This window comes from Rhodococcus sp. B10 (genome assembly GCF_011770055.1).
Lineage (GTDB): Bacteria > Actinomycetota > Actinomycetes > Mycobacteriales > Mycobacteriaceae > Rhodococcoides > Rhodococcoides kyotonensis_B.
Genome location: NZ_JAAFYV010000001.1, coordinates 1 through 16579 on the forward strand (window position 1 = coordinate 1; position 16579 = coordinate 16579).

At 64.0% G+C, this 16579-nt stretch carries 25 protein-coding genes; 2 read left to right on the forward strand and 23 right to left on the reverse strand.

The annotated features are described in order from the left end of the window. Positions 1–113: 113 nt before the first annotated feature. Positions 114–1793, forward strand: a complete 1680-nt coding sequence (gene eccE, locus RhoFasB10_RS00005) for a type VII secretion protein EccE (protein ID WP_240930798.1) — start codon at positions 114–116, stop codon at positions 1791–1793. Here eccE and RhoFasB10_RS00010 read toward each other — a convergent pair. The 9 genes from RhoFasB10_RS00010 to infA form a co-directional block, all read right to left on the reverse strand. Continuing rightward, positions 1781–2347, reverse strand: a complete 567-nt coding sequence (locus RhoFasB10_RS00010; protein WP_167674742.1) for an NAD(P)H-dependent oxidoreductase — start codon at positions 2345–2347, stop codon at positions 1781–1783. The two genes, eccE and RhoFasB10_RS00010, sit on opposite strands and share 13 nt — an antisense overlap. Before the next feature lie 24 nt (positions 2348–2371). After that, a complete protein-coding gene (truA, locus tag RhoFasB10_RS00015) occupies positions 2372–3262 on the reverse strand; it encodes a tRNA pseudouridine(38-40) synthase TruA (protein ID WP_167674587.1) in 891 nt (296 codons plus the stop codon). Positions 3263–3267: 5 nt separating this feature from the next. Beyond that, positions 3268–3843 (reverse strand): 50S ribosomal protein L17, encoded by a 576-nt coding sequence (gene rplQ / locus RhoFasB10_RS00020; protein ID WP_068432253.1) that lies wholly within the window; start codon positions 3841–3843, stop codon positions 3268–3270. Positions 3844–3879: 36 nt separating this feature from the next. Next, entirely contained in the window at positions 3880–4944 is a 1065-nt protein-coding gene (locus tag RhoFasB10_RS00025; RefSeq protein WP_114331908.1) for a DNA-directed RNA polymerase subunit alpha, read from the reverse strand. 97 nt (positions 4945–5041) lie between these two features. Beyond that, positions 5042–5647 (reverse strand): 30S ribosomal protein S4, encoded by a 606-nt coding sequence (rpsD, locus tag RhoFasB10_RS00030; protein WP_068432259.1) that lies wholly within the window; start codon positions 5645–5647, stop codon positions 5042–5044. Positions 5648–5669: 22 nt separating this feature from the next. Beyond that, positions 5670–6083: a 30S ribosomal protein S11 gene (gene rpsK, locus RhoFasB10_RS00035; protein ID WP_068432262.1), complete on the reverse strand. Its 414-nt coding sequence runs from the start codon at positions 6081–6083 to the stop codon at positions 5670–5672. Beyond that, on the reverse strand, positions 6083–6457 hold the full coding sequence (rpsM, locus tag RhoFasB10_RS00040; protein ID WP_068432265.1) for a 30S ribosomal protein S13: 375 nt from the start codon (positions 6455–6457) through the stop codon (positions 6083–6085). Before rpsM ends, rpsK begins: the two co-directional genes overlap by 1 nt. A gap of 199 nt (positions 6458–6656) precedes the next feature. Further along, on the reverse strand, positions 6657–6770 hold the full coding sequence (gene rpmJ / locus RhoFasB10_RS00045; protein ID WP_025347279.1) for a 50S ribosomal protein L36: 114 nt from the start codon (positions 6768–6770) through the stop codon (positions 6657–6659). 95 nt (positions 6771–6865) lie between these two features. Then, positions 6866–7087, reverse strand: coding sequence for a translation initiation factor IF-1 (infA, locus tag RhoFasB10_RS00050; protein WP_005140011.1), 222 nt, complete (start codon positions 7085–7087; stop codon positions 6866–6868). Between the two features lie 196 nt (positions 7088–7283). On the opposite strand from infA, the gene dtd reads away from it, so the two are divergent. Beyond that, on the forward strand, positions 7284–7721 hold the full coding sequence (gene dtd, locus RhoFasB10_RS00055; RefSeq protein WP_167674589.1) for a D-aminoacyl-tRNA deacylase: 438 nt from the start codon (positions 7284–7286) through the stop codon (positions 7719–7721). A 189-nt stretch (positions 7722–7910) separates the two neighbouring features. Here the strand turns inward: dtd and map are convergent, their stop codons facing one another. The 14 genes from map to RhoFasB10_RS00125 form a co-directional block, all read right to left on the reverse strand. Continuing rightward, a complete protein-coding gene (map, locus tag RhoFasB10_RS00060) occupies positions 7911–8708 on the reverse strand; it encodes a type I methionyl aminopeptidase (protein ID WP_068432270.1) in 798 nt (265 codons plus the stop codon). Continuing rightward, entirely contained in the window at positions 8708–9262 is a 555-nt protein-coding gene (locus RhoFasB10_RS00065; protein WP_068432273.1) for an adenylate kinase, read from the reverse strand. Before RhoFasB10_RS00065 ends, map begins: the two co-directional genes overlap by 1 nt. Beyond that, a complete protein-coding gene (secY, locus tag RhoFasB10_RS00070) occupies positions 9259–10581 on the reverse strand; it encodes a preprotein translocase subunit SecY (RefSeq protein ID WP_068432276.1) in 1323 nt (440 codons plus the stop codon). Before secY ends, RhoFasB10_RS00065 begins: the two co-directional genes overlap by 4 nt. A 337-nt stretch (positions 10582–10918) precedes the next feature. Then, entirely contained in the window at positions 10919–11362 is a 444-nt protein-coding gene (gene rplO / locus RhoFasB10_RS00075; protein WP_068432279.1) for a 50S ribosomal protein L15, read from the reverse strand. A gap of 2 nt (positions 11363–11364) precedes the next feature. Further along, positions 11365–11544, reverse strand: coding sequence for a 50S ribosomal protein L30 (rpmD, locus tag RhoFasB10_RS00080; protein ID WP_019663565.1), 180 nt, complete (start codon positions 11542–11544; stop codon positions 11365–11367). After that, complete coding sequence (gene rpsE / locus RhoFasB10_RS00085; protein WP_068432282.1) at positions 11544–12203, reverse strand: 30S ribosomal protein S5; 660 nt, start codon at positions 12201–12203, stop codon at positions 11544–11546. The genes rpmD and rpsE overlap by 1 nt, the downstream gene beginning before the upstream one ends. A gap of 31 nt (positions 12204–12234) precedes the next feature. After that, positions 12235–12645 carry a 50S ribosomal protein L18 gene (gene rplR, locus RhoFasB10_RS00090; protein ID WP_068432286.1) on the reverse strand — a complete coding sequence of 137 codons (411 nt, stop codon included), beginning with the start codon at positions 12643–12645 and terminating at the stop codon, positions 12235–12237. Between the two features lies 1 nt (position 12646). Next, positions 12647–13186 (reverse strand): 50S ribosomal protein L6, encoded by a 540-nt coding sequence (gene rplF / locus RhoFasB10_RS00095; RefSeq protein WP_068432288.1) that lies wholly within the window; start codon positions 13184–13186, stop codon positions 12647–12649. Positions 13187–13200: 14 nt separating this feature from the next. Continuing rightward, positions 13201–13599: a 30S ribosomal protein S8 gene (gene rpsH, locus RhoFasB10_RS00100; protein ID WP_068432291.1), complete on the reverse strand. Its 399-nt coding sequence runs from the start codon at positions 13597–13599 to the stop codon at positions 13201–13203. 389 nt (positions 13600–13988) lie between these two features. After that, positions 13989–14174, reverse strand: coding sequence for a type Z 30S ribosomal protein S14 (locus tag RhoFasB10_RS00105; protein ID WP_084424121.1), 186 nt, complete (start codon positions 14172–14174; stop codon positions 13989–13991). A gap of 4 nt (positions 14175–14178) precedes the next feature. Further along, positions 14179–14742, reverse strand: a complete 564-nt coding sequence (rplE, locus tag RhoFasB10_RS00110) for a 50S ribosomal protein L5 (RefSeq protein ID WP_068432294.1) — start codon at positions 14740–14742, stop codon at positions 14179–14181. A 1-nt stretch (position 14743) separates the two neighbouring features. After that, a complete protein-coding gene (gene rplX / locus RhoFasB10_RS00115) occupies positions 14744–15061 on the reverse strand; it encodes a 50S ribosomal protein L24 (protein WP_068432297.1) in 318 nt (105 codons plus the stop codon). Further along, positions 15062–15430 (reverse strand): 50S ribosomal protein L14, encoded by a 369-nt coding sequence (gene rplN / locus RhoFasB10_RS00120; protein ID WP_068432300.1) that lies wholly within the window; start codon positions 15428–15430, stop codon positions 15062–15064. A gap of 154 nt (positions 15431–15584) precedes the next feature. Continuing rightward, positions 15585–16505 (reverse strand): glycosyltransferase, encoded by a 921-nt coding sequence (locus tag RhoFasB10_RS00125; RefSeq protein ID WP_167674591.1) that lies wholly within the window; start codon positions 16503–16505, stop codon positions 15585–15587. Positions 16506–16579 lie beyond the last annotated feature (74 nt).

Sequence of the window (16579 nt, forward strand, 5' to 3'; positions counted from 1 at the left end):
GTGTCCGACCCGACCCCCCGAGCCGTTCCCCGGCCGACACAGTACAGTCCCAGGAACGAGTGGGCGATGCCCTTCTCGTCAGCAGAGCCTTCGGGGGGAGGATTCGATCTGTGATGTCCACGTCTCCACGTCGACGCACGGCGTCTGTCGACCAGGTGATCGCACTTCGGATGCCAGGGCTTGCCCGCGTGGTGTGGACCGAATCGGTTCTGGCGTTCGCCGCGCTCGGAGCTGTCTGCCTTGGTACATCGCTCACCGTCGTGATCTCGGGTGCTGCCGTCGTCGCCGTCCTCCCGTTCGTCGCGGTGGCCGGTCGCGGCGTGTTCGACTGGCTGTGGACCGTCGGGCGGTACGCGACGGGACGCACGCCGGAGCTCGGGGTCGTCACCGACCGCACCGAGGCCGACGGCCGATCCTTCGGTGTGCACTGGCACGCCGGACGGGTGACGTCGGTGCTGGAGTTGCTCCCGCCCCGCGGTGCTGTCACGAGGCTCGGACGATCCGAGGCCCACACCGAATCCTTCGTCGACCTCGCCGCCCTCGCCGAATGTCTACGCCAACACGACATCTCACTCAGCGGCATCGACATCGTGGCGCACGGGATGCGGACTGCGTCTGGAACACCTGCCGCCGACGTGTACGAGCATCTCATCGGCCCGCTTCCCGCAGTTGCATCGCGACGCGTCTGGGTGGCCGTATCGCTGGACATCGCGTCGAATCGACGTGCGATCGACGCGCGCGGTGGAGGTCGAACGGGGATCGCGCGGACGGTCGGGATCGCCACAGAACGCGTCGCACGTGCACTCGCCGCCGGCGGGATCGCCTCGCGGACGCTGACCGGTACCGACATCACGACCGTCGCGTCGACGCTCCTGCGCGGCGTCCGAGCCGACGAACTGACCGAGAGCTGGTCGAGCGCACCACTTCCCGGCGTGTCGAACACAGGATTCGGATTCGACTGTCGCCGTCTCGACTCGACAGTTCTGGCCGACGTCTGGGCAACTCCCTCGCTCGGCACGGCCGTCGCACTTCGACTGACACCTGGATCGTCGCCCGGCCTGGTGCGTGTCGACGGCGAATGCCGCTTCGTGTCGCGAGGGACTCGACCCGCGCCGAGAATCCCGGGTGCCGTGTCCATGAACGGCCGTCATCGCGAAGCGTTGTCGACGTCGTTACCGCTCGGAATCGCCGCGCCAGGTCACGCGGAACCCGTCCGAGAAATGGCCGTCGCCCGGATCGCGACGTTGCGCATTCCCATCAGCGGATGCGGTCAGCTGTTGGGTTCGGACGCGTCGGGACATGGGTTGGCGATGCGTCTGCACGGACCCGATCTCGCGACGGTTCTGATCGCCGGAGAGCTGTATCTGGCACAGCAGTTGGTCTTTCGCGCGGTCGCCACCGGCGCACGGGTCCTCATCCGAACGGACCGGGCGCACGCGTGGGCGCCGCTGGTCGACTCGGTGGCGTCGCCCGATCGCCTGCACGTCGAGAGTGGGACGCTTCGCGCCGACACACGTTTCGACGTCGTACTGCACGATCACGCCGATGCCGTGTTCCCCAGCGGCCGACGTTCCGACGGGGCGACGACGATGGTCCTCACCGAACACCTCCCGCGCACACCGATGCCCGACCCCGACCTGAGCATCGTGCAACCAGGCGCGGCAGGCGACCGACTGTTCGTGCGGACCGGTACCTCCGAAACCGAACTGATCCTGGTCACGATCTCGCAGGAAACCGCGTTCATCGGCCGACCGCGCACCGTCCGACCGACCCCGGTGGGTCAGCCCGGATAAGGATGTTCGACGCGTATCGCCCTCGCCGCCGTTGCCCACCAACGCACTTGCTCGAGCATGGTCGCCGACGCATCCAACGCCACCGCGTCCGTCGTACGGCCGTGCGCGTCGAACGCCTTCTTGACCCGATGGAATCCGACACTCGTCCGCACCGACACCATGTGCAGTTCGGCCACGACCTGTCGCAACTGTTCGGTGGCCCGCAGTCCCCCGGCCATCCCGCCGTAGGACACGAAACCGACCGGCTTGCCACGCCACTCGTACTTGACGCTGTCCAGAGCAGTTTTCAGAGAGGCCGGGTAGCCATGATTGTATTCGGGCGTCACCACCACGAACGCATCGGCAGCATCGATCGCTGCGGCGAATTTCTCACCTGCCGCCGATGAACGCAGATCGACCGGTAGGTCGAAGTCGCGCAGATCCAGTGTCGTGGCAGCGAATCCGGGCGTTTCGGCGACGCGACCGAGGAACCAGTCCGCAACCACCGGACCCACCCGTTCGGGCCGGACACTGGCCACGATGACCGCCAACTTCACCGGATCCTCGTTCGTCACCACACCCATCAGCTTAGGCCGCTGTCAGCAGCACCCTGTCACGCTCGGCGGTATGTCCCCGCGAACCTCGCGCGTCGCCACGTTCCGTGCCGCCAGGTCCGCGGCCGCAGGGTAATCCACACGCACGAGCGACAATCCGTGCGCGGGCGCCACGGTCACCGCACTCGAACGGTCGCGCGTCTCCAGCAATCCAGCCGTCCATTCCGGTGTCCGACGGCCCTCTCCGACCGCCTGCATCGCACCGACCAGGCTTCGGACCATCGACCAGCAGAAGGCGTCGGCGCTCACGTAGGCGGTCACCCGGTCTCCGACGCGTTCCCAGTCGAACCGTTGCAGTTCACGCACGGTCGTCGCGCCGTCGCGACGCTTGCAGAACGCCGCGAAGTCGTGCAAGCCGAGCAGGCGGGACGACGCGTCGCGCACGGCGTCGAGATCGATGTCGCGCGGCCAGGACACGACGCCGCGCACGTCCAGCGGATCGACGCCGTATCGCGCTGTGCTGTAACGGTATTCGTAGTGGCGCCGCAGAGCCGAGAAGCGAGCGTCGAAGTCCGAGGACACAGCGGTCACCGCGGTCACACGAACGTCCGTCGGCAGGAATCTGGCCATCCGTCGAACGAGACGATCAGGCTCGTCTATGACGGCGGTGGCGTCGAAGTGGGCAACCTGCCCGCTCGCATGCACGCCGGCATCGGTGCGACCCGCGACGGTCAGCTCGATCGTCTGGCGCAGCACGGTCGAGAAGGCTTCTTCGAGAACGCCGCACACCGTGCGGATTCCAGGTTGACGTGCCCAGCCCGAGAAGTCGGTGCCGTCGTAGGAGACGTCGAGCCGATACCTGTGGGGAACCGAAAAAGCGGACCCGCCGTCCCCTGTGGGAACGACGGGTCCGCTTCGGTCTTGCTCCGAAACCAAGAGGACTAGTCCTTCTTGGCGTCTTCTGCCTCGGACGCGTCCGCTGCGTGAGCGTCCTTGTCCTCGATGCCGTCGACGACTGCGTCGGCGTTCTCGACCTGGGCGTCGGTCGCGTCGGCTTCGACAGCCTCGACGACGTTCTCCTCGGCGGGTGCCTCGGCAGCGGCCGGTGCAGCCTGCGACGCCTTCACGCGGCGAGCGCGATCGGCTTCGTTGGACACCGTCTGCTCGTTGACGAGCTCGATGATGGCCATCGGCGAGTTGTCGCCCTTGCGGGGGACGGTCTTGATGATGCGCGTGTAGCCACCGTCGCGATCGGCGAAGAACGGACCGATCTCGGCGAAGAGCTTGTGCACGACATCTTTGTTGTTGATGACCTTGAGGACCTCGCGACGATGCGCCAGGTCACCCTTCTTGGCGTGGGTCACCAGCTTCTCGGCGTGGGGACGAAGGCGCTTGGCCTTCGACTCGGTCGTGGTGATGCGTCCGTGCTCGAAGAGTGCCGTCGCCAGGTTGGCCAGGATGGCCTTCTGGTGCGACGCCGACCCGCCGAGACGGCGGCCCTTGGTGGGCTTGGGCATGATGAATCTCCTAGTAAGAGCTCCCGCGAGAGCTGATTACAGCTGTTCTGTCTCGGCGTAGTCCTGCTCGGTTCCCTCGGTGTCCGAGAAGGAACCGGCGTCGGTGTCGCTCCACGTTCCCGTGGTGGCGTCGTATCCGGGCACGGTGGTCGGATCGAAGGACGCGGGGCTGTCCTTGAGGGAGAGGCCCAGCGAATGCAGCTTGACCTTGACCTCGTCGATGGACTTCTGTCCGAAGTTACGGATGTCCAGCAGATCGGACTCGGTACGACCAACCAACTCGCCGACGGTGTGAACACCCTCGCGCTTGAGGCAGTTGTAGGAACGGACCGTCAGGTCCAGATCCTCGATGGGGAGTCCGAAGGAAGCGATGTGATCGGCCTCGGCGGGCGAGGGTCCGATCTCGATTCCTTCTGCTTCGACGTTCAGCTCACGGGCAAGGCCGAAGAGCTCAACCAGGGTCTTGCCCGCCGAAGCGAGCGCGTCCCGCGCGGTGATGGAGTTCTTGGTCTCCACGTCGAGAACGAGCCGATCGAAGTCGGTGCGCTGTTCGACGCGGGTGGCCTCCACCTTGTAGGTGACCTTGAGGACCGGCGAGTAGATCGAGTCGACCGGGATACGGCCGATCTCTGCGCCGGACGCCTTGTTCTGAACGGCAGGGACGTAGCCGCGACCGCGCTCGACGACGAGCTCGATCTCCAGCTTGCCCTTGTCGTTCAGGGTCGCGATGTGCAGATCCGGGTTGTTCACCGTGACGCCGGCCGGGGGAACGATGTCGCCTGCGGTAACAGCGCCGGGGCCCTGCTTGCGGACGTACATGGTGACCGGCTCGTCCTCCTCGGAGCTCACGACGAGTCCCTTGAGGTTCAGGATGATGTCGGTGACGTCTTCCTTGACTCCGGGAACGGTGGTGAACTCGTGGAGAACGCCGTCGATACGGATGCTGGTGACAGCAGCGCCGGGGATCGACGACAGCAGGGTACGGCGGAGCGAGTTGCCGAGGGTGTAACCGAAGCCAGGCTCGAGCGGCTCGATGACGAACTTCGAGCGGTTGTCGGCGATGACCTCTTCGGTCAACGTCGGGCGCTGTGAAATGAGCATTGTTTCTTCCTCCTGTACGGACGTCCGCTATTTGACGCCCACGTGTGGAGGCGAGAACGCCTGCGGGTGAATACGACACCCGCAGGCGTGCTGCGCCTTACTTCGAGTAGTACTCGACGATGAGCTGCTCCTGGAGCGGCACATCGATCTGCGCGCGCTCCGGTACCCGGTGAACCAGGATCCGCAGGCGGTTCGGGACGACCTGCAGCCACGAGGCAACGGGACGCTCGCCGACCGTCTCACGGGCGACCTGGAACGGAAGCGTGGACAGCGACTTCTCGCGGACATCGATGATGTCGTACTGCGAGACGCGGTAGCTGGGGATGTCCACTCGCTGGTTGTTCACGAGGAAGTGTCCGTGGGTGACCAGCTGACGTGCCTGACGACGCGTGCGTGCGAGTCCGGCGCGGTAGACGACGTTGTCGAGACGCGTCTCGAGGATCGTCAACAAGTTCTCACCGGTCTTGCCGGGACGCTTGTTGGCTTCCTTGTAGTAGAGACGGAACTGCTTCTCCATGACGCCGTAGGTGAAGCGAGCCTTTTGCTTCTCCTGCAGCTGGAGCAGGTACTCGCTCTCCTTGATCCGCGCGCGGCCGTGCTGGCCGGGCGGGTAAGGACGACGCTCGAACGCCTGGTCGCCTCCAACGAGGTCGACGCGCAGACGACGCGACTTGCGGGTAGCGGGACCGGTATAACGTGCCATTTTCTAAAACCTTTCCTTCCCGCTAGACCCGACGCCGCTTCGGCGGACGGCAGCCGTTGTGCGGCTGGGGGGTGACATCGGAGATGGTGCCGACCTCGAGGCCAGCAGCCTGAAGCGAGCGGATCGCGGTCTCACGGCCGGAGCCGGGACCCTTGACGAACACGTCGACCTTCTTGACGCCGTGCTCCTGTGCCTTGCGCGCAGCGTTCTCGGCCGCGAGCTGAGCAGCGAACGGAGTCGACTTACGCGAGCCCTTGAAGCCCACGTGGCCCGACGACGCCCACGAGATGACGTTGCCCGACGGGTCGGTGATCGACACGATCGTGTTGTTGAACGTGCTCTTGATGTGTGCAGATCCGTGCGGGACGTTCTTCTTGTCCCTGCGACGCGCCTTCTGCGTCTTCTTCGGACCGGTACCGCGTGCTTTGGGGGGCATTACTTCGCCTTCTTCTTGCCGGCAATGGTGCGCTTCGGTCCCTTACGGGTGCGCGCATTGGTCTTGGTGCGCTGTCCACGGACGGGCAGACCACGACGGTGGCGAAGGCCCTGGTAGCAGCCGATTTCGATCTTGCGACGGATGTCGGCCTGAACCTCGCGGCGCAGGTCGCCCTCGACCTTGAGGGACTCCTCGATGTACTCGCGGAGCTTCGTCAGATCTTCGTCGGACAGATCCTTGCTGCGCAGGTCCGGGCTGATGCCGGTTGCGTCGAGGATCTCCTTCGAGCGGGTACGGCCGATGCCGTAGATGTAGGTCAGTGCGATCTCCATGCGCTTTTCGCGCGGCAGATCCACACCTGCGAGACGTGCCATGTGGCAATCCTTATCTTGTTCCGGAGGTCTGCTCCCAGTCCGTCCCCTGTGCCTCTGTACTGCTGGGAACCGAAATTCCCTCGAACTCAGTGGGGCCCCGGCCTCCGTGCCGGGGGTATGCCGTGACGCGTATGTCGCGGTTGGTGCTGGGAGGTCTTCTTCTAGCTATGTGCCAAGCAGAAACGCGAATGCTCGGTGGTTATCCCTGACGCTGCTTATGACGCAGGTTGTCGCAGATGACCATGACTCGCCCGTTACGACGAATCACCTTGCACTTCTCGCAGATCTTCTTGACGCTCGGCTGAACCTTCACGTCGCTGATCTCCTGTGTTCTGCCCACGCGCGCCGAATTGCACGGCACCGCCGCGAGCATGGTTCTCTCCGACCGGGTCTGGCCGAAGAAGCTTTTTACTTGTAGCGGTAAACGATGCGCCCACGCGTGAGGTCGTACGGAGAGAGCTCCACTACGACGCGATCCTCGGGGAGGATGCGAATGTAGTGCTGGCGCATCTTTCCGCTGATGTGTGCGAGCACCTTGTGGCCGTTCTCCAGCTCAATGCGAAACATCGCATTGGGCAGGGGTTCGACGACCCGGCCCTCGACCTCGATGGCACCGTCTTTCTTAGCCATATCCTCCGCGTCCCTGGCTTCACGCCTGGTTGATTGCATCTTTTTCCGTTACCGTGATGCTCACTGCCCGGTCGCACGACCGCCGGCTCACGCAGGCATGCGGACAACCGGTACGCAGAGCGCACCGCCGACCTATGCTACCGGCAAACTCCCACCAGGCCAAATGAGCCTCCAGCGGGGATGGCAAGCTACGGGGATGCGCGCGCTGATTCAACGGGTGACATCCGCATCGGTCCAGGTAGACGGCTCTGTGGTCGGCACCTTGGACCTCGCCGACGGCAGGCAGGGGTTGGTCGTGCTCGTCGGAGCAACACACACCGACACCGTGGAGTCGAGCGACGCTCTCGCCGAGAAGATCTGGAAAATGCGAATTCTCGACGACGAGAAAGCGGCTTCGGACGTCGGTGCTCCCCTACTGGTGATCAGTCAGTTCACGCTGTACGCCAACACCGCCAAGGGCCGGCGACCGTCATGGAACCAGGCCGCGCCCGGGACGGTCGCCGAACCACTCGTCCAACGGGTGGTCGATCGCCTTCGCGAACTCGGAGCCATCGTCGAGACCGGGACGTTCGGGGCTCACATGAAGGTGGCGCTCGTCAACGACGGTCCGGTGACCATTTCGGTCGAGCTCTGACAGACCGGATGTCACCCTCGCTCACCCCGCCCGCACCGAGGGCGTCCCTCGGTCACTCGGAGTGACAGAATGCGTCCCTCGCTCACCCCGCCCGCACCGAGAGCGTCCCTCGGTCACTCGGAGTGACCGAATGTCACCTTCGGTCGGAGCGGGGACGAAGCGCGGGGATGGAGCGCGACGCCGGATTACCTATTCAGGCCGCAGCGTCAGGATGCGCGGACCGTCCTCGGTGACGGCGACGGTGTGTTCCCAGTGCGCTGCTCGGGAACCGTCGGTGGTGACGACGGTCCAGTCGTCACCCAGAACCTCGGTCTCGTAGGTGCCGAGGGTGAGCATCGGTTCGATCGCGAGGGTCGAACCGACTACGAGCTCGGGGCCCTTGCCAGGTGCGCCTTCGTTCGCGAGGAACGGTTCCATGTGCATTTCGCGACCGATGCCGTGGCCGCCGTATCCGTCGACGATGCCGTACTTGCGGCCGTGTGCCTTCTCGGCCGCGTGCGTGCCTGTCTCGATGGCATGCGAGACATCCGTCAGACGGTTGCCCGCGATCATGGCCGCGATGCCCGCTTCCATCGACAACCGCGTTGCTTCGCTGAGCAACTCGTCGGCCTCGATGATGTGGCCGACACCGAAGGTCCAGGCGGAATCGCCGTGCCATCCATCGAGAATGGCGCCGCAGTCGATCGAGATCAGGTCGCCGTCGGCGAGAACGTCGTCGGCGGACGGAATGCCGTGCACGACACGGTCGTTCACCGACGAGCAGATGCTGCCGGTGAAGCCGTGGTAACCGAGGAACGACGGGACAGCACCTGCATCCCGGATGACGGCCTCCGCGACCCGGTCCAGTTCCAGGGTCGATACTCCCGGTTTGGCCGCGTCACGGACGGCTACCAATGCGGCGCCGACGACAGCGCCGGCCGCAGCCATGGCGTCGAGCTCTCCTGGACTGCGGAACGGCACTACCTTGCGCTTACGACCGAACGCCATTACTTGTCGAAACCCTCGATAGCTTTCAGAGCGCGTGCGCTGACTTCGTCGACTTCACCGATCGCGTCGACCGTGACGATCGAGTCCGAGTAGTAGTCGAGCAACGGTGCGGTCTCGTCGCGGTAGACGTTGAGGCGGTTACGAATCACGTCTTCCTTGTCGTCCGCGCGGCCGCGGGCCAGCATGCGCTCGACGACGACGTCCTCGTCGACGACGAAGGACAGGACCGCGTCGAGCTTCGCGCCCATGTCGGCGAGAATTCCGACGAGCGCCTCAGCCTGGTTGACCGAACGCGGGAAGCCGTCGAGGAGGAAGCCGTTGACGGCGTCCGGCTCGGCGAGGCGGCTGCGCACCATGTCGACGGTGAGTTCGCTCGGGACGAGGTCGCCCGCGTCGAGGTACTTCTTCGCCTCGATACCGAGTGCGGTCTGCTCGCTGATGTTCGCGCGGAACAGATCTCCGGTGGAGATGTGGGGTACACCCAGCTTCTCCGACAGGATCGTTGCCTGGGTGCCCTTACCGGCACCGGGAGGACCAAGAAGAACAAGTCTCACTTGAGGAACCCTTCGTAGTTACGCTGCATCAGCTGGCTTTCGATCTGTTTCACGGTGTCGAGGCCGACGCTGACCATGATGAGCACGGCAGTACCGCCGAACGGCAAGTTCTGCGCGCCGCCCGAGCTACCGATGTCGAGGAACAGGTTGGGCAGCACGGCGATGGTGCCCAGGTAGATCGCGCCCGGCAGTGTGATGCGGCTGAGCACGTAGTTCAAGTAGTCGGCGGTCGGCCTGCCCGGGCGGATGCCCGGGATGAATCCACCGAACTTCTTCATCTCGTCGGCGCGTTCCTCCGGGTTGAAGGTGATGGCGACGTAGAAGTAGGTGAAGAAGACGATGAGTCCGAAGTAGATGGCGATGTAGACCGGGTTCGCCGGGTTCACCAAGTACTCGTTGATGATTCGCTGCCACCAGCTCGGGTCCGTCGCGGTACTCGCGGACGTCAACTGGGCGATCAAGTTGGGGAGGTACAGAAGCGACGACGCGAAGATCACGGGGATGACGCCTGCCTGGTTGACCTTCAAAGGCAGGTACGTCGACGAACCGCCGTACATCTTGCGCCCGACCATGCGCTTGGCGTACTGCACCGGGATACGACGCTGGCCCTGCTCGACGAAGACGACGCCGGCGATGATCAGTAGCGCCGCGACGCAGACCAGGCCGAAGACCAGGCCTCCACGGCTGTCCAGAATCGACTTGCCCTCGGACGGGATGCGCGACGCGATGCCGGCGAAGATCAGCAGCGACATACCGTTGCCGACGCCGCGTTCGGTGATGACCTCGCCGAACCACATCACGAGCGCCGCACCGGCAGTCATGACGAGCACGATGATGATCAGACCGAAGATGCTCGTGTCCGCGATGATGTCCTGTTGGCAGCCCTGCAGCAGCTGACCGCGCGACGCGAGTGCAACCAGACCCGTTGCCTGCAGGATCGCGAGAGCGATCGACAGATACCGGGTGTACTGGGTCATCTTCGCCTGGCCGGACTGGCCTTCCTTGCGAAGTTCTTCGAACTTCGGGATGACGACCGTCAACAGCTGAACGATGATGCTGGCCGTGATGTACGGCATGATGCCGATCGCGAAGACCGACAGTTGCAGAAGTGCGCCGCCGGAGAACAGGTTGATCAACGAGTAGATGCCCGCCTGGTCGCCACCGGAGACCTGGTCGATACATGCTCGGACGTTGGCGTAGTCGACGCCGGGAGACGGCAGGGTTGCACCGAACCGATAGAGGGCAACCAACCCGAGGGTGAAGAGGATCTTCCGTCTCAGGTCAGGAGTCCTGAGGGCCGACACGAAGGCGGAAAGCAAAGATCCTCCTGGCACAAGGCGCGTTGGCGTCGAGATCCGTCGGACCGTGATCGGTCCGGCCGAGCTTCGACCGTGGACTGCAGACGATGTTCGTCGCCCGCATTCGAGCAATGAAAGTGAACTCTAGAACTCTAACAGTGTGCGCCGTGCGGGCTGACGGTCAGTTGCCGTGCTACCCGATCGGGCACCGTCTTCGCCATCCGGGTGGAACCCACGAACGCCCGGTGAGGCACCGATGGCCGCAGTGCACGCCTTCGTGAGGAAGTGCACTGCGGCCATCGCGCGATGTACCGATGTACCTACCGGCACCCGCAAGCACGGCGGGTGCCGGAGCAGGCTAGACCTCGGTTGCAGAACCGCCGGCAGCGGCGATCTTTTCCTTGGCAGAGCCGGTGAACTTGTTGACGGAGATGTCGACCTTGACGGTCAGCTTTCCGTCGCCCAGAACCTTGACGGGCTGGTTCTTGCGTACCGCACCCTTGGCGATGAGATCGGCAATGCTGATCTCGCCGCCCTGGGGGAAGAGCCGCTCGATGTCGCGAAGGTTCACGACCTGGAACTCGACCCGGTTCGGGTTGGTGAAGCCCTTGAGCTTCGGCAGACGCATCTGCAGGGGCATCTGGCCGCCCTCGAAACGCGATGGCACGTTCTTGCGTGCGCCGGTTCCCTTGGTACCGCGACCAGCGGTCTTGCCGCGCTTGCCGCCTTCACCGCGGCCGACGCGAATCTTCGCCGACTTGGATCCGGGAGCGGGACGCAGGTGGTGCAGTTTGATGGTCATGGTTAGACCTCCTCAACTGTGACGAGGTGGCGCACCACGTTGACCAGTCCGCGAGTCTGCGGCGTGTCCTCGCGAACGACGGACTGGCGGATGCCCTTCAGTCCGAGTGTCCGCAGGCTGTCCCGCTGGTTCGACTTCTGGCCGATGGTGCTCTTGATCTGAGTGACCTTCAGCTGTGCCATTACTTCACCGCTCCTGCCTGTGCGCGCGCACGGAGCATGCCTGCGGGAGCAACCTCTTCGAGGGTCAGGCCGCGGCGAGCCGCGACTTCCTCGGGACGCTGCAGTTCCTTCAGAGCCTGCACGGTGGCGTGGACGACGTTGATGGCGTTGTCGCTTCCGAGCGACTTCGACAGCACGTCGTGGATTCCGGCGCACTCCAGCACGGCGCGGACAGCACCACCGGCGATGACACCGGTACCGGCGCTGGCCGGACGGAGCATGACGATGCCTGCTGCAGCTTCACCCTGGACGGGGTGCGTAATGGTGCCGCCGATCATCGGAACGCGGAAGAAGCCCTTGCGTGCCTCTTCGACGCCCTTCTGGATCGCCGCGGGAACTTCCTTGGCCTTGCCGTAGCCGACGCCGACCAAGCCGTTGCCGTCGCCGACGATGACGAGGGCGGTGAAGCTGAAGCGACGACCACCCTTGACGACCTTGGAGACGCGGTTGATCGCGACTACGCGCTCGATGAAGTTCGACTTCTCGGCAGCGTTTCCGCCACGCGAGTTGTCGCGACGATCGCGTCCACCACGGTTGTCACCGCGGTTGTCGCCGCTGTTCGGTCCACTGTTCTGTCCGGCGGGGCCGTTTCCGCCGTCACGCCGTTGACGTCCCGGCATCAGGCTGTCCTTCCGTTGTTCGTGTTCATCATCAGAATGCCAACCCGCCTTCGCGGGCAGCATCTGCCAGAGCCGCGATGCGGCCGCTGTAGGTGTTGCCGCCGCGGTCGAAGACGACCGCGTCGATTCCAGCTGCCTTGGCGCGGCTGGCGATGAGCTCGCCGACCTTGGCGCTCTGCGCCTTCTTGTCGCCGTCCAACGCGCGCACGTCCGCCTCGATGGTCGACGCGCTGGCCAACGTGTGGCCTGCGAGGTCGTCCACGAGCTGGACATGGATGTGGCGTGAGGAGCGGTTGACGACCAACCGGGGACGCTCGGGCGTTCCGGAGATCTTCTTGCGCAGGCGGAAGTGGCGACGTGCCTTGGAGAGGCGGCGCTTCGTCGAGACGTCGGTTCCGCGAGGAGTGCGGTCGACCTTCGCCTTGTCTGTTGTCTGGCTCATATCACTTACCCGTCTTTCCGACCTTGCGGCGGATGACTTCACCCTCGTAGCGGATGCCCTTGCCCTTGTACGGGTCCGGACGCCGCAGACGACGAATGTTGGCAGCGATCTGGCCGACTGCCTGCTTGTCGATGCCGCTGATGGTGAATCGCGTGGGCGACTCCACCGTGAACGTGATGCCTTCCGGTGCCTCGATCAGCACGGGGTGGCTGTACCCGAGAGCGAACTCGAGGTCCTTGCCCTTGAGGACAACGCGGTAACCGACGCCGTGAATCTCCATCTTGGTGGTGTAACCGTTGGTGACACCGGTGATGAGGTTGGCGACGAGGGTGCGCGAGAGGCCATGCAGCGAGCGGCTACGACGCTCGTCGTCCGGACGGGTGACAGCGATGCTGCCGTCCTCGGCGCGGGCGATCTGGATGGGCTCGGCGATCGTCAGCTCGAGGGAACCCTTTGGGCCCTTGACCGCGACGTTCTGGCCGTCGATGGTGATGTCGACGCCCGCGGGAACCGCGACCGGCAATTTTCCAATACGTGACATGGTGGTGGCCTCCCCTACCAGACGTAGGCGAGGACTTCTCCGCCCACACCCTGCTTGGCCGCCTGACGCTCCGTGAGCAGACCGGTGGACGTGGAGATGATCGCCACGCCCAGTCCGCCGAGAACCTTGGGCAGATTGGTGGATTTCGCGTACACACGAAGGCCGGGCTTCGAGATGCGACGCACGCCGGCGAGGCTGCGCTCACGGCTGGGTCCGTACTTGAGGTCGACGACGAGGGTCTTGCCCACCTCTGCGTCCTCGGTACGGTAATCAGCGATGTAGCCCTCGCGCTTCAGGATGTCGGCGATGTTCGCCTTCAGCTTCGAGTGAGGAAGCTTCACCTGGTCGTGGTACGCCGAGTTGGCGTTGCGCAGACGAGTCAAGAAGTCTGCGATTGGATCGGTCATCGTCATGGTGTGACCTGTGCACCTTTCTCGCAGCGGTTCCCATGCAGCACGCGCGAACTGGTGCCACCGGGTCGAAAGAAAACCCTTGGCCTGGCTCGTCACATCGTGGGCCTACAGCGAAGTGAACATGTCCTGACCGACTGTTGCCGGTCAGGGGTTGCGCTCCTGGCAATGCATCGCTGCACTGCCAGGTGTTACGAGTTTCAACGTGGAAGACTCGAGGTTGCGTCTGTCATTGCAAGGACTCGTGTGCAGGCACGACGAAGCCCGGGCAACCGCACAAGTGTAGGCAATGGGCCGCTGATCTCCAAATCGTCCGTTAAGCGCAAAAACGGGCGTGGGTTCCATTCGGAACCCACGCCCGTCAGCGTGGTGCGAGGCCCGAGGGCCTCAGATCACCAGGAGCTCTTGTGAACGCCAGGAAGCTCACCGCGGTGCGCCATCTCGCGAACGCAGATACGGCACAAGCCGAACTTGCGGAACACCGAGTGGGGACGGCCGCAGCGGTTGCAACGCGTGTAGGCGCGCACAGCGAACTTCGGCTTCTTGTTGGCCTTGTTGACCAATGCCTTCTTAGCCATGGACTCAGTTCTCCTTGAACGGGAAGCCGAGGTGCTTGAGCAGCGCGCGGCCTTCTTCGTTGTTGGTTGCGGTGGTCACCACAGTGATGTCCATGCCGCGCGGACGATCGATCTTGTCCACGTCGATCTCGTGGAACATCGACTGCTCGTTGAGGCCGAACGTGTAGTTGCCGTTGCCGTCGAACTGCGTGCCGGAGAGGCCACGGAAGTCCCTGATTCGGGGAAGGGCAATGGAGGTCAGGCGGTCCAGGAACTCCCACATGCGGTCGCCGCGCAGCGTGACGCGCGCACCGATGGGCATTCCTTCGCGGAGCTTGAACTGTGCGATGGACTTGCGCGCCTTGCGGATCTCCGGCTTCTGACCGGTGATCGCAGCGAGGTCGGCAACTGCACCGTTGATCAGCTTCGCGTCACGGGCGGCGTCGCCGACACCCATGTTGACGACGACCTTCACAACACCCGGGATCTGCATGACGTTGTCGTATGCGAACTCGGAGTTGAGAGCGTCGCGGATCTCGGCGCGGTAGCGCGCCTTCAGCCGAGGCTGCGTGTTCTCAGTGGTAGTCATCTCAGATGTCCTTCCCGTTCTTCCGGGAAATACGAACGCGCTTGCCGGTCTCTTCGTCGGTCCGGTAGCCCACGCGGGTGGGGTTGCCGTCCGAGTCGATGACCGCGACGTTCGAAACGTGGATCGGGGCTTCCTGCGTGACGATGCCGCCCGAGGAGGCGCCACGCTGGTTCGCGGAAACCGCGGTGTGCTTCTTGATGCGGTTCACGCCCTCGACGAGGACCTTGGAATCAGCCGGGTAGGCCTGGATGACCTTGCCCTTGGCGCCCTTGTCCTTGCCTGCGATCACGAGAACGGTGTCGCCCTTGTGCACCTTCATTTACAGCACCTCCGGGGCGAGCGAGACGATCTTCATGAACTTCTTCTCGCGGAGCTCGCGGCCGACCGGGCCGAAGATGCGAGTTCCACGGGGATCGTTGTCGGCCTTGATGAGCACCGCAGCGTTCTCGTCGAAACGGATGTACGAGCCATCCGGACGACGGCGCTCCTTGACGGTACGCACGATGACGGCCTTGACGACCTCACCCTTCTTGATGTTGCCGCCGGGAATGGCGTCCTTCACCGTTGCCACGATGACGTCGCCGATTCCGGCGTAGCGACGTGACGAGCCGCCGAGAACGCGGATGCAAAGGATTTCCTTCGCGCCCGTGTTATCAGCAACGCGTACGCGCGACTCCTGCTGAATCACAAACTTCTCCTAGACCTGGATGTGCTTACGTGCCGGATTTCCGTCCCGACACGCGCGGTCGGCTGCCGCAACACGGGCGCACGAGGGCACACCGCTGCCACAGGCAACTGGTCAAGTGTAGGGAACTACCGAGCCGAAACCAAATCGAGGCTGGTCACCAGACGAACGTGTGGTACTTCAATCCCCCGCGTACCTCACCGACGTGGGCAGCTACGGCGCGCAACCATTGTCCACGCGAGACTCGCGTGATGAATCGCGGCACGAGCGGGTTGCCGAGAAGCAACAGCCCCCACCACCGCATGGCCCGTCGTAGATGGACCGGCGGGCAGCCCTGGGCGCGATAGAGCCCTTGCACCTGGGCGAACCCATAGCCCAATTTGTAGGACTGTCTGATCAACGGCACAAGCCTGTCGCGGAGTCGATATCCGACCAGTTGTTTTTGCGCGAAAGCAAGGGTGTACCCCGTCAATTGCGCGCGCCAGCAGAATTCGACGTCCTCGCTTGCTTTCAATTCGGACGACATTCCTCCGAGTGCGCGATATACCGAAGCCCAGCAACCGAAACTCGCACCGATCGCAAAAGGCAGAAATGTGGTCTTCCCTTGCGTCTCAGGCGGACTCGTCGGCGTCCAGTCGAGCGCCTTGGCCGTATTGATCGAGTCGGTCTCGACAGCGGTGCCGACGACGTCGCTCTCCTGCGCCAGATCGACCAACGTGGCAAGCCAGTCTGCGTGCACGACGTCGTCCGCGTCGCAGAAGGCGAGGAACTCACCACGGGCAGCGTTCGCGCCCTGGTTGCGTGCGTACGACGGTCCCGCCTTCCCCGACGCGTCCACGTAGCGCACGTCGAGCAGTCCCTTGCGGGCGTATTCGCGCACATGTTGGTCGAGGCCGTCGTCCGATCCGTTGTCGGCGATCACGACCTCGACCGGACCCGGGTAGCTCTGCTTGGCGAGACTGTCCAGCTGGTCGTCGAGATCCGGCAGCGAATTCTTTGCGGGAATGACGACGGAGACCAGGATCTCGTCGTGATGGCGTTTGGATTCCGATTTCTCGGAAATCTGCAGTTCGGTCATCGAAACCCCGCTCGCGTCGGCAGCCGGAAAACATGAAGAGACGTACAGCGATTCGACACTAATCCATTCGGACC

Coding starts and splice junctions, on each gene's coding strand:
- eccE (WP_240930798.1), top strand. CDS start 114: ATGTCCACGTCTCCACGTCGACGCACGGCGTCTGTCGACCAGGTGATC.
- rplQ (WP_068432253.1), bottom strand. CDS start 3,843: ATGCCCAAGCCCACCAAGGGCCGCCGTCTCGGCGGGTCGGCGTCGCAC.
- RhoFasB10_RS00025 (WP_114331908.1), bottom strand. CDS start 4,944: ATGCTCATTTCACAGCGCCCGACGTTGACCGAAGAGGTCATCGCCGAC.
- rpsD (WP_068432259.1), bottom strand. CDS start 5,647: ATGGCACGTTATACCGGTCCCGCTACCCGCAAGTCGCGTCGTCTGCGC.
- rpsK (WP_068432262.1), bottom strand. CDS start 6,083: ATGCCCCCCAAAGCACGCGGTACCGGTCCGAAGAAGACGCAGAAGGCG.
- rpsM (WP_068432265.1), bottom strand. CDS start 6,457: ATGGCACGTCTCGCAGGTGTGGATCTGCCGCGCGAAAAGCGCATGGAG.
- infA (WP_005140011.1), bottom strand. CDS start 7,087: ATGGCTAAGAAAGACGGTGCCATCGAGGTCGAGGGCCGGGTCGTCGAA.
- dtd (WP_167674589.1), top strand. CDS start 7,284: ATGCGCGCGCTGATTCAACGGGTGACATCCGCATCGGTCCAGGTAGAC.
- map (WP_068432270.1), bottom strand. CDS start 8,708: ATGGCGTTCGGTCGTAAGCGCAAGGTAGTGCCGTTCCGCAGTCCAGGA.
- rplO (WP_068432279.1), bottom strand. CDS start 11,362: ATGACCATCAAACTGCACCACCTGCGTCCCGCTCCCGGATCCAAGTCG.
- rpmD (WP_019663565.1), bottom strand. CDS start 11,544: ATGGCACAGCTGAAGGTCACTCAGATCAAGAGCACCATCGGCCAGAAG.
- rpsE (WP_068432282.1), bottom strand. CDS start 12,203: ATGCCGGGACGTCAACGGCGTGACGGCGGAAACGGCCCCGCCGGACAG.
- rplR (WP_068432286.1), bottom strand. CDS start 12,645: ATGAGCCAGACAACAGACAAGGCGAAGGTCGACCGCACTCCTCGCGGA.
- rplF (WP_068432288.1), bottom strand. CDS start 13,186: ATGTCACGTATTGGAAAATTGCCGGTCGCGGTTCCCGCGGGCGTCGAC.
- rpsH (WP_068432291.1), bottom strand. CDS start 13,599: ATGACGATGACCGATCCAATCGCAGACTTCTTGACTCGTCTGCGCAAC.
- RhoFasB10_RS00105 (WP_084424121.1), bottom strand. CDS start 14,174: ATGGCTAAGAAGGCATTGGTCAACAAGGCCAACAAGAAGCCGAAGTTC.
- rplE (WP_068432294.1), bottom strand. CDS start 14,742: ATGACTACCACTGAGAACACGCAGCCTCGGCTGAAGGCGCGCTACCGC.
- rplX (WP_068432297.1), bottom strand. CDS start 15,061: ATGAAGGTGCACAAGGGCGACACCGTTCTCGTGATCGCAGGCAAGGAC.
- RhoFasB10_RS00125 (WP_167674591.1), bottom strand. CDS start 16,505: ATGACCGAACTGCAGATTTCCGAGAAATCGGAATCCAAACGCCATCAC.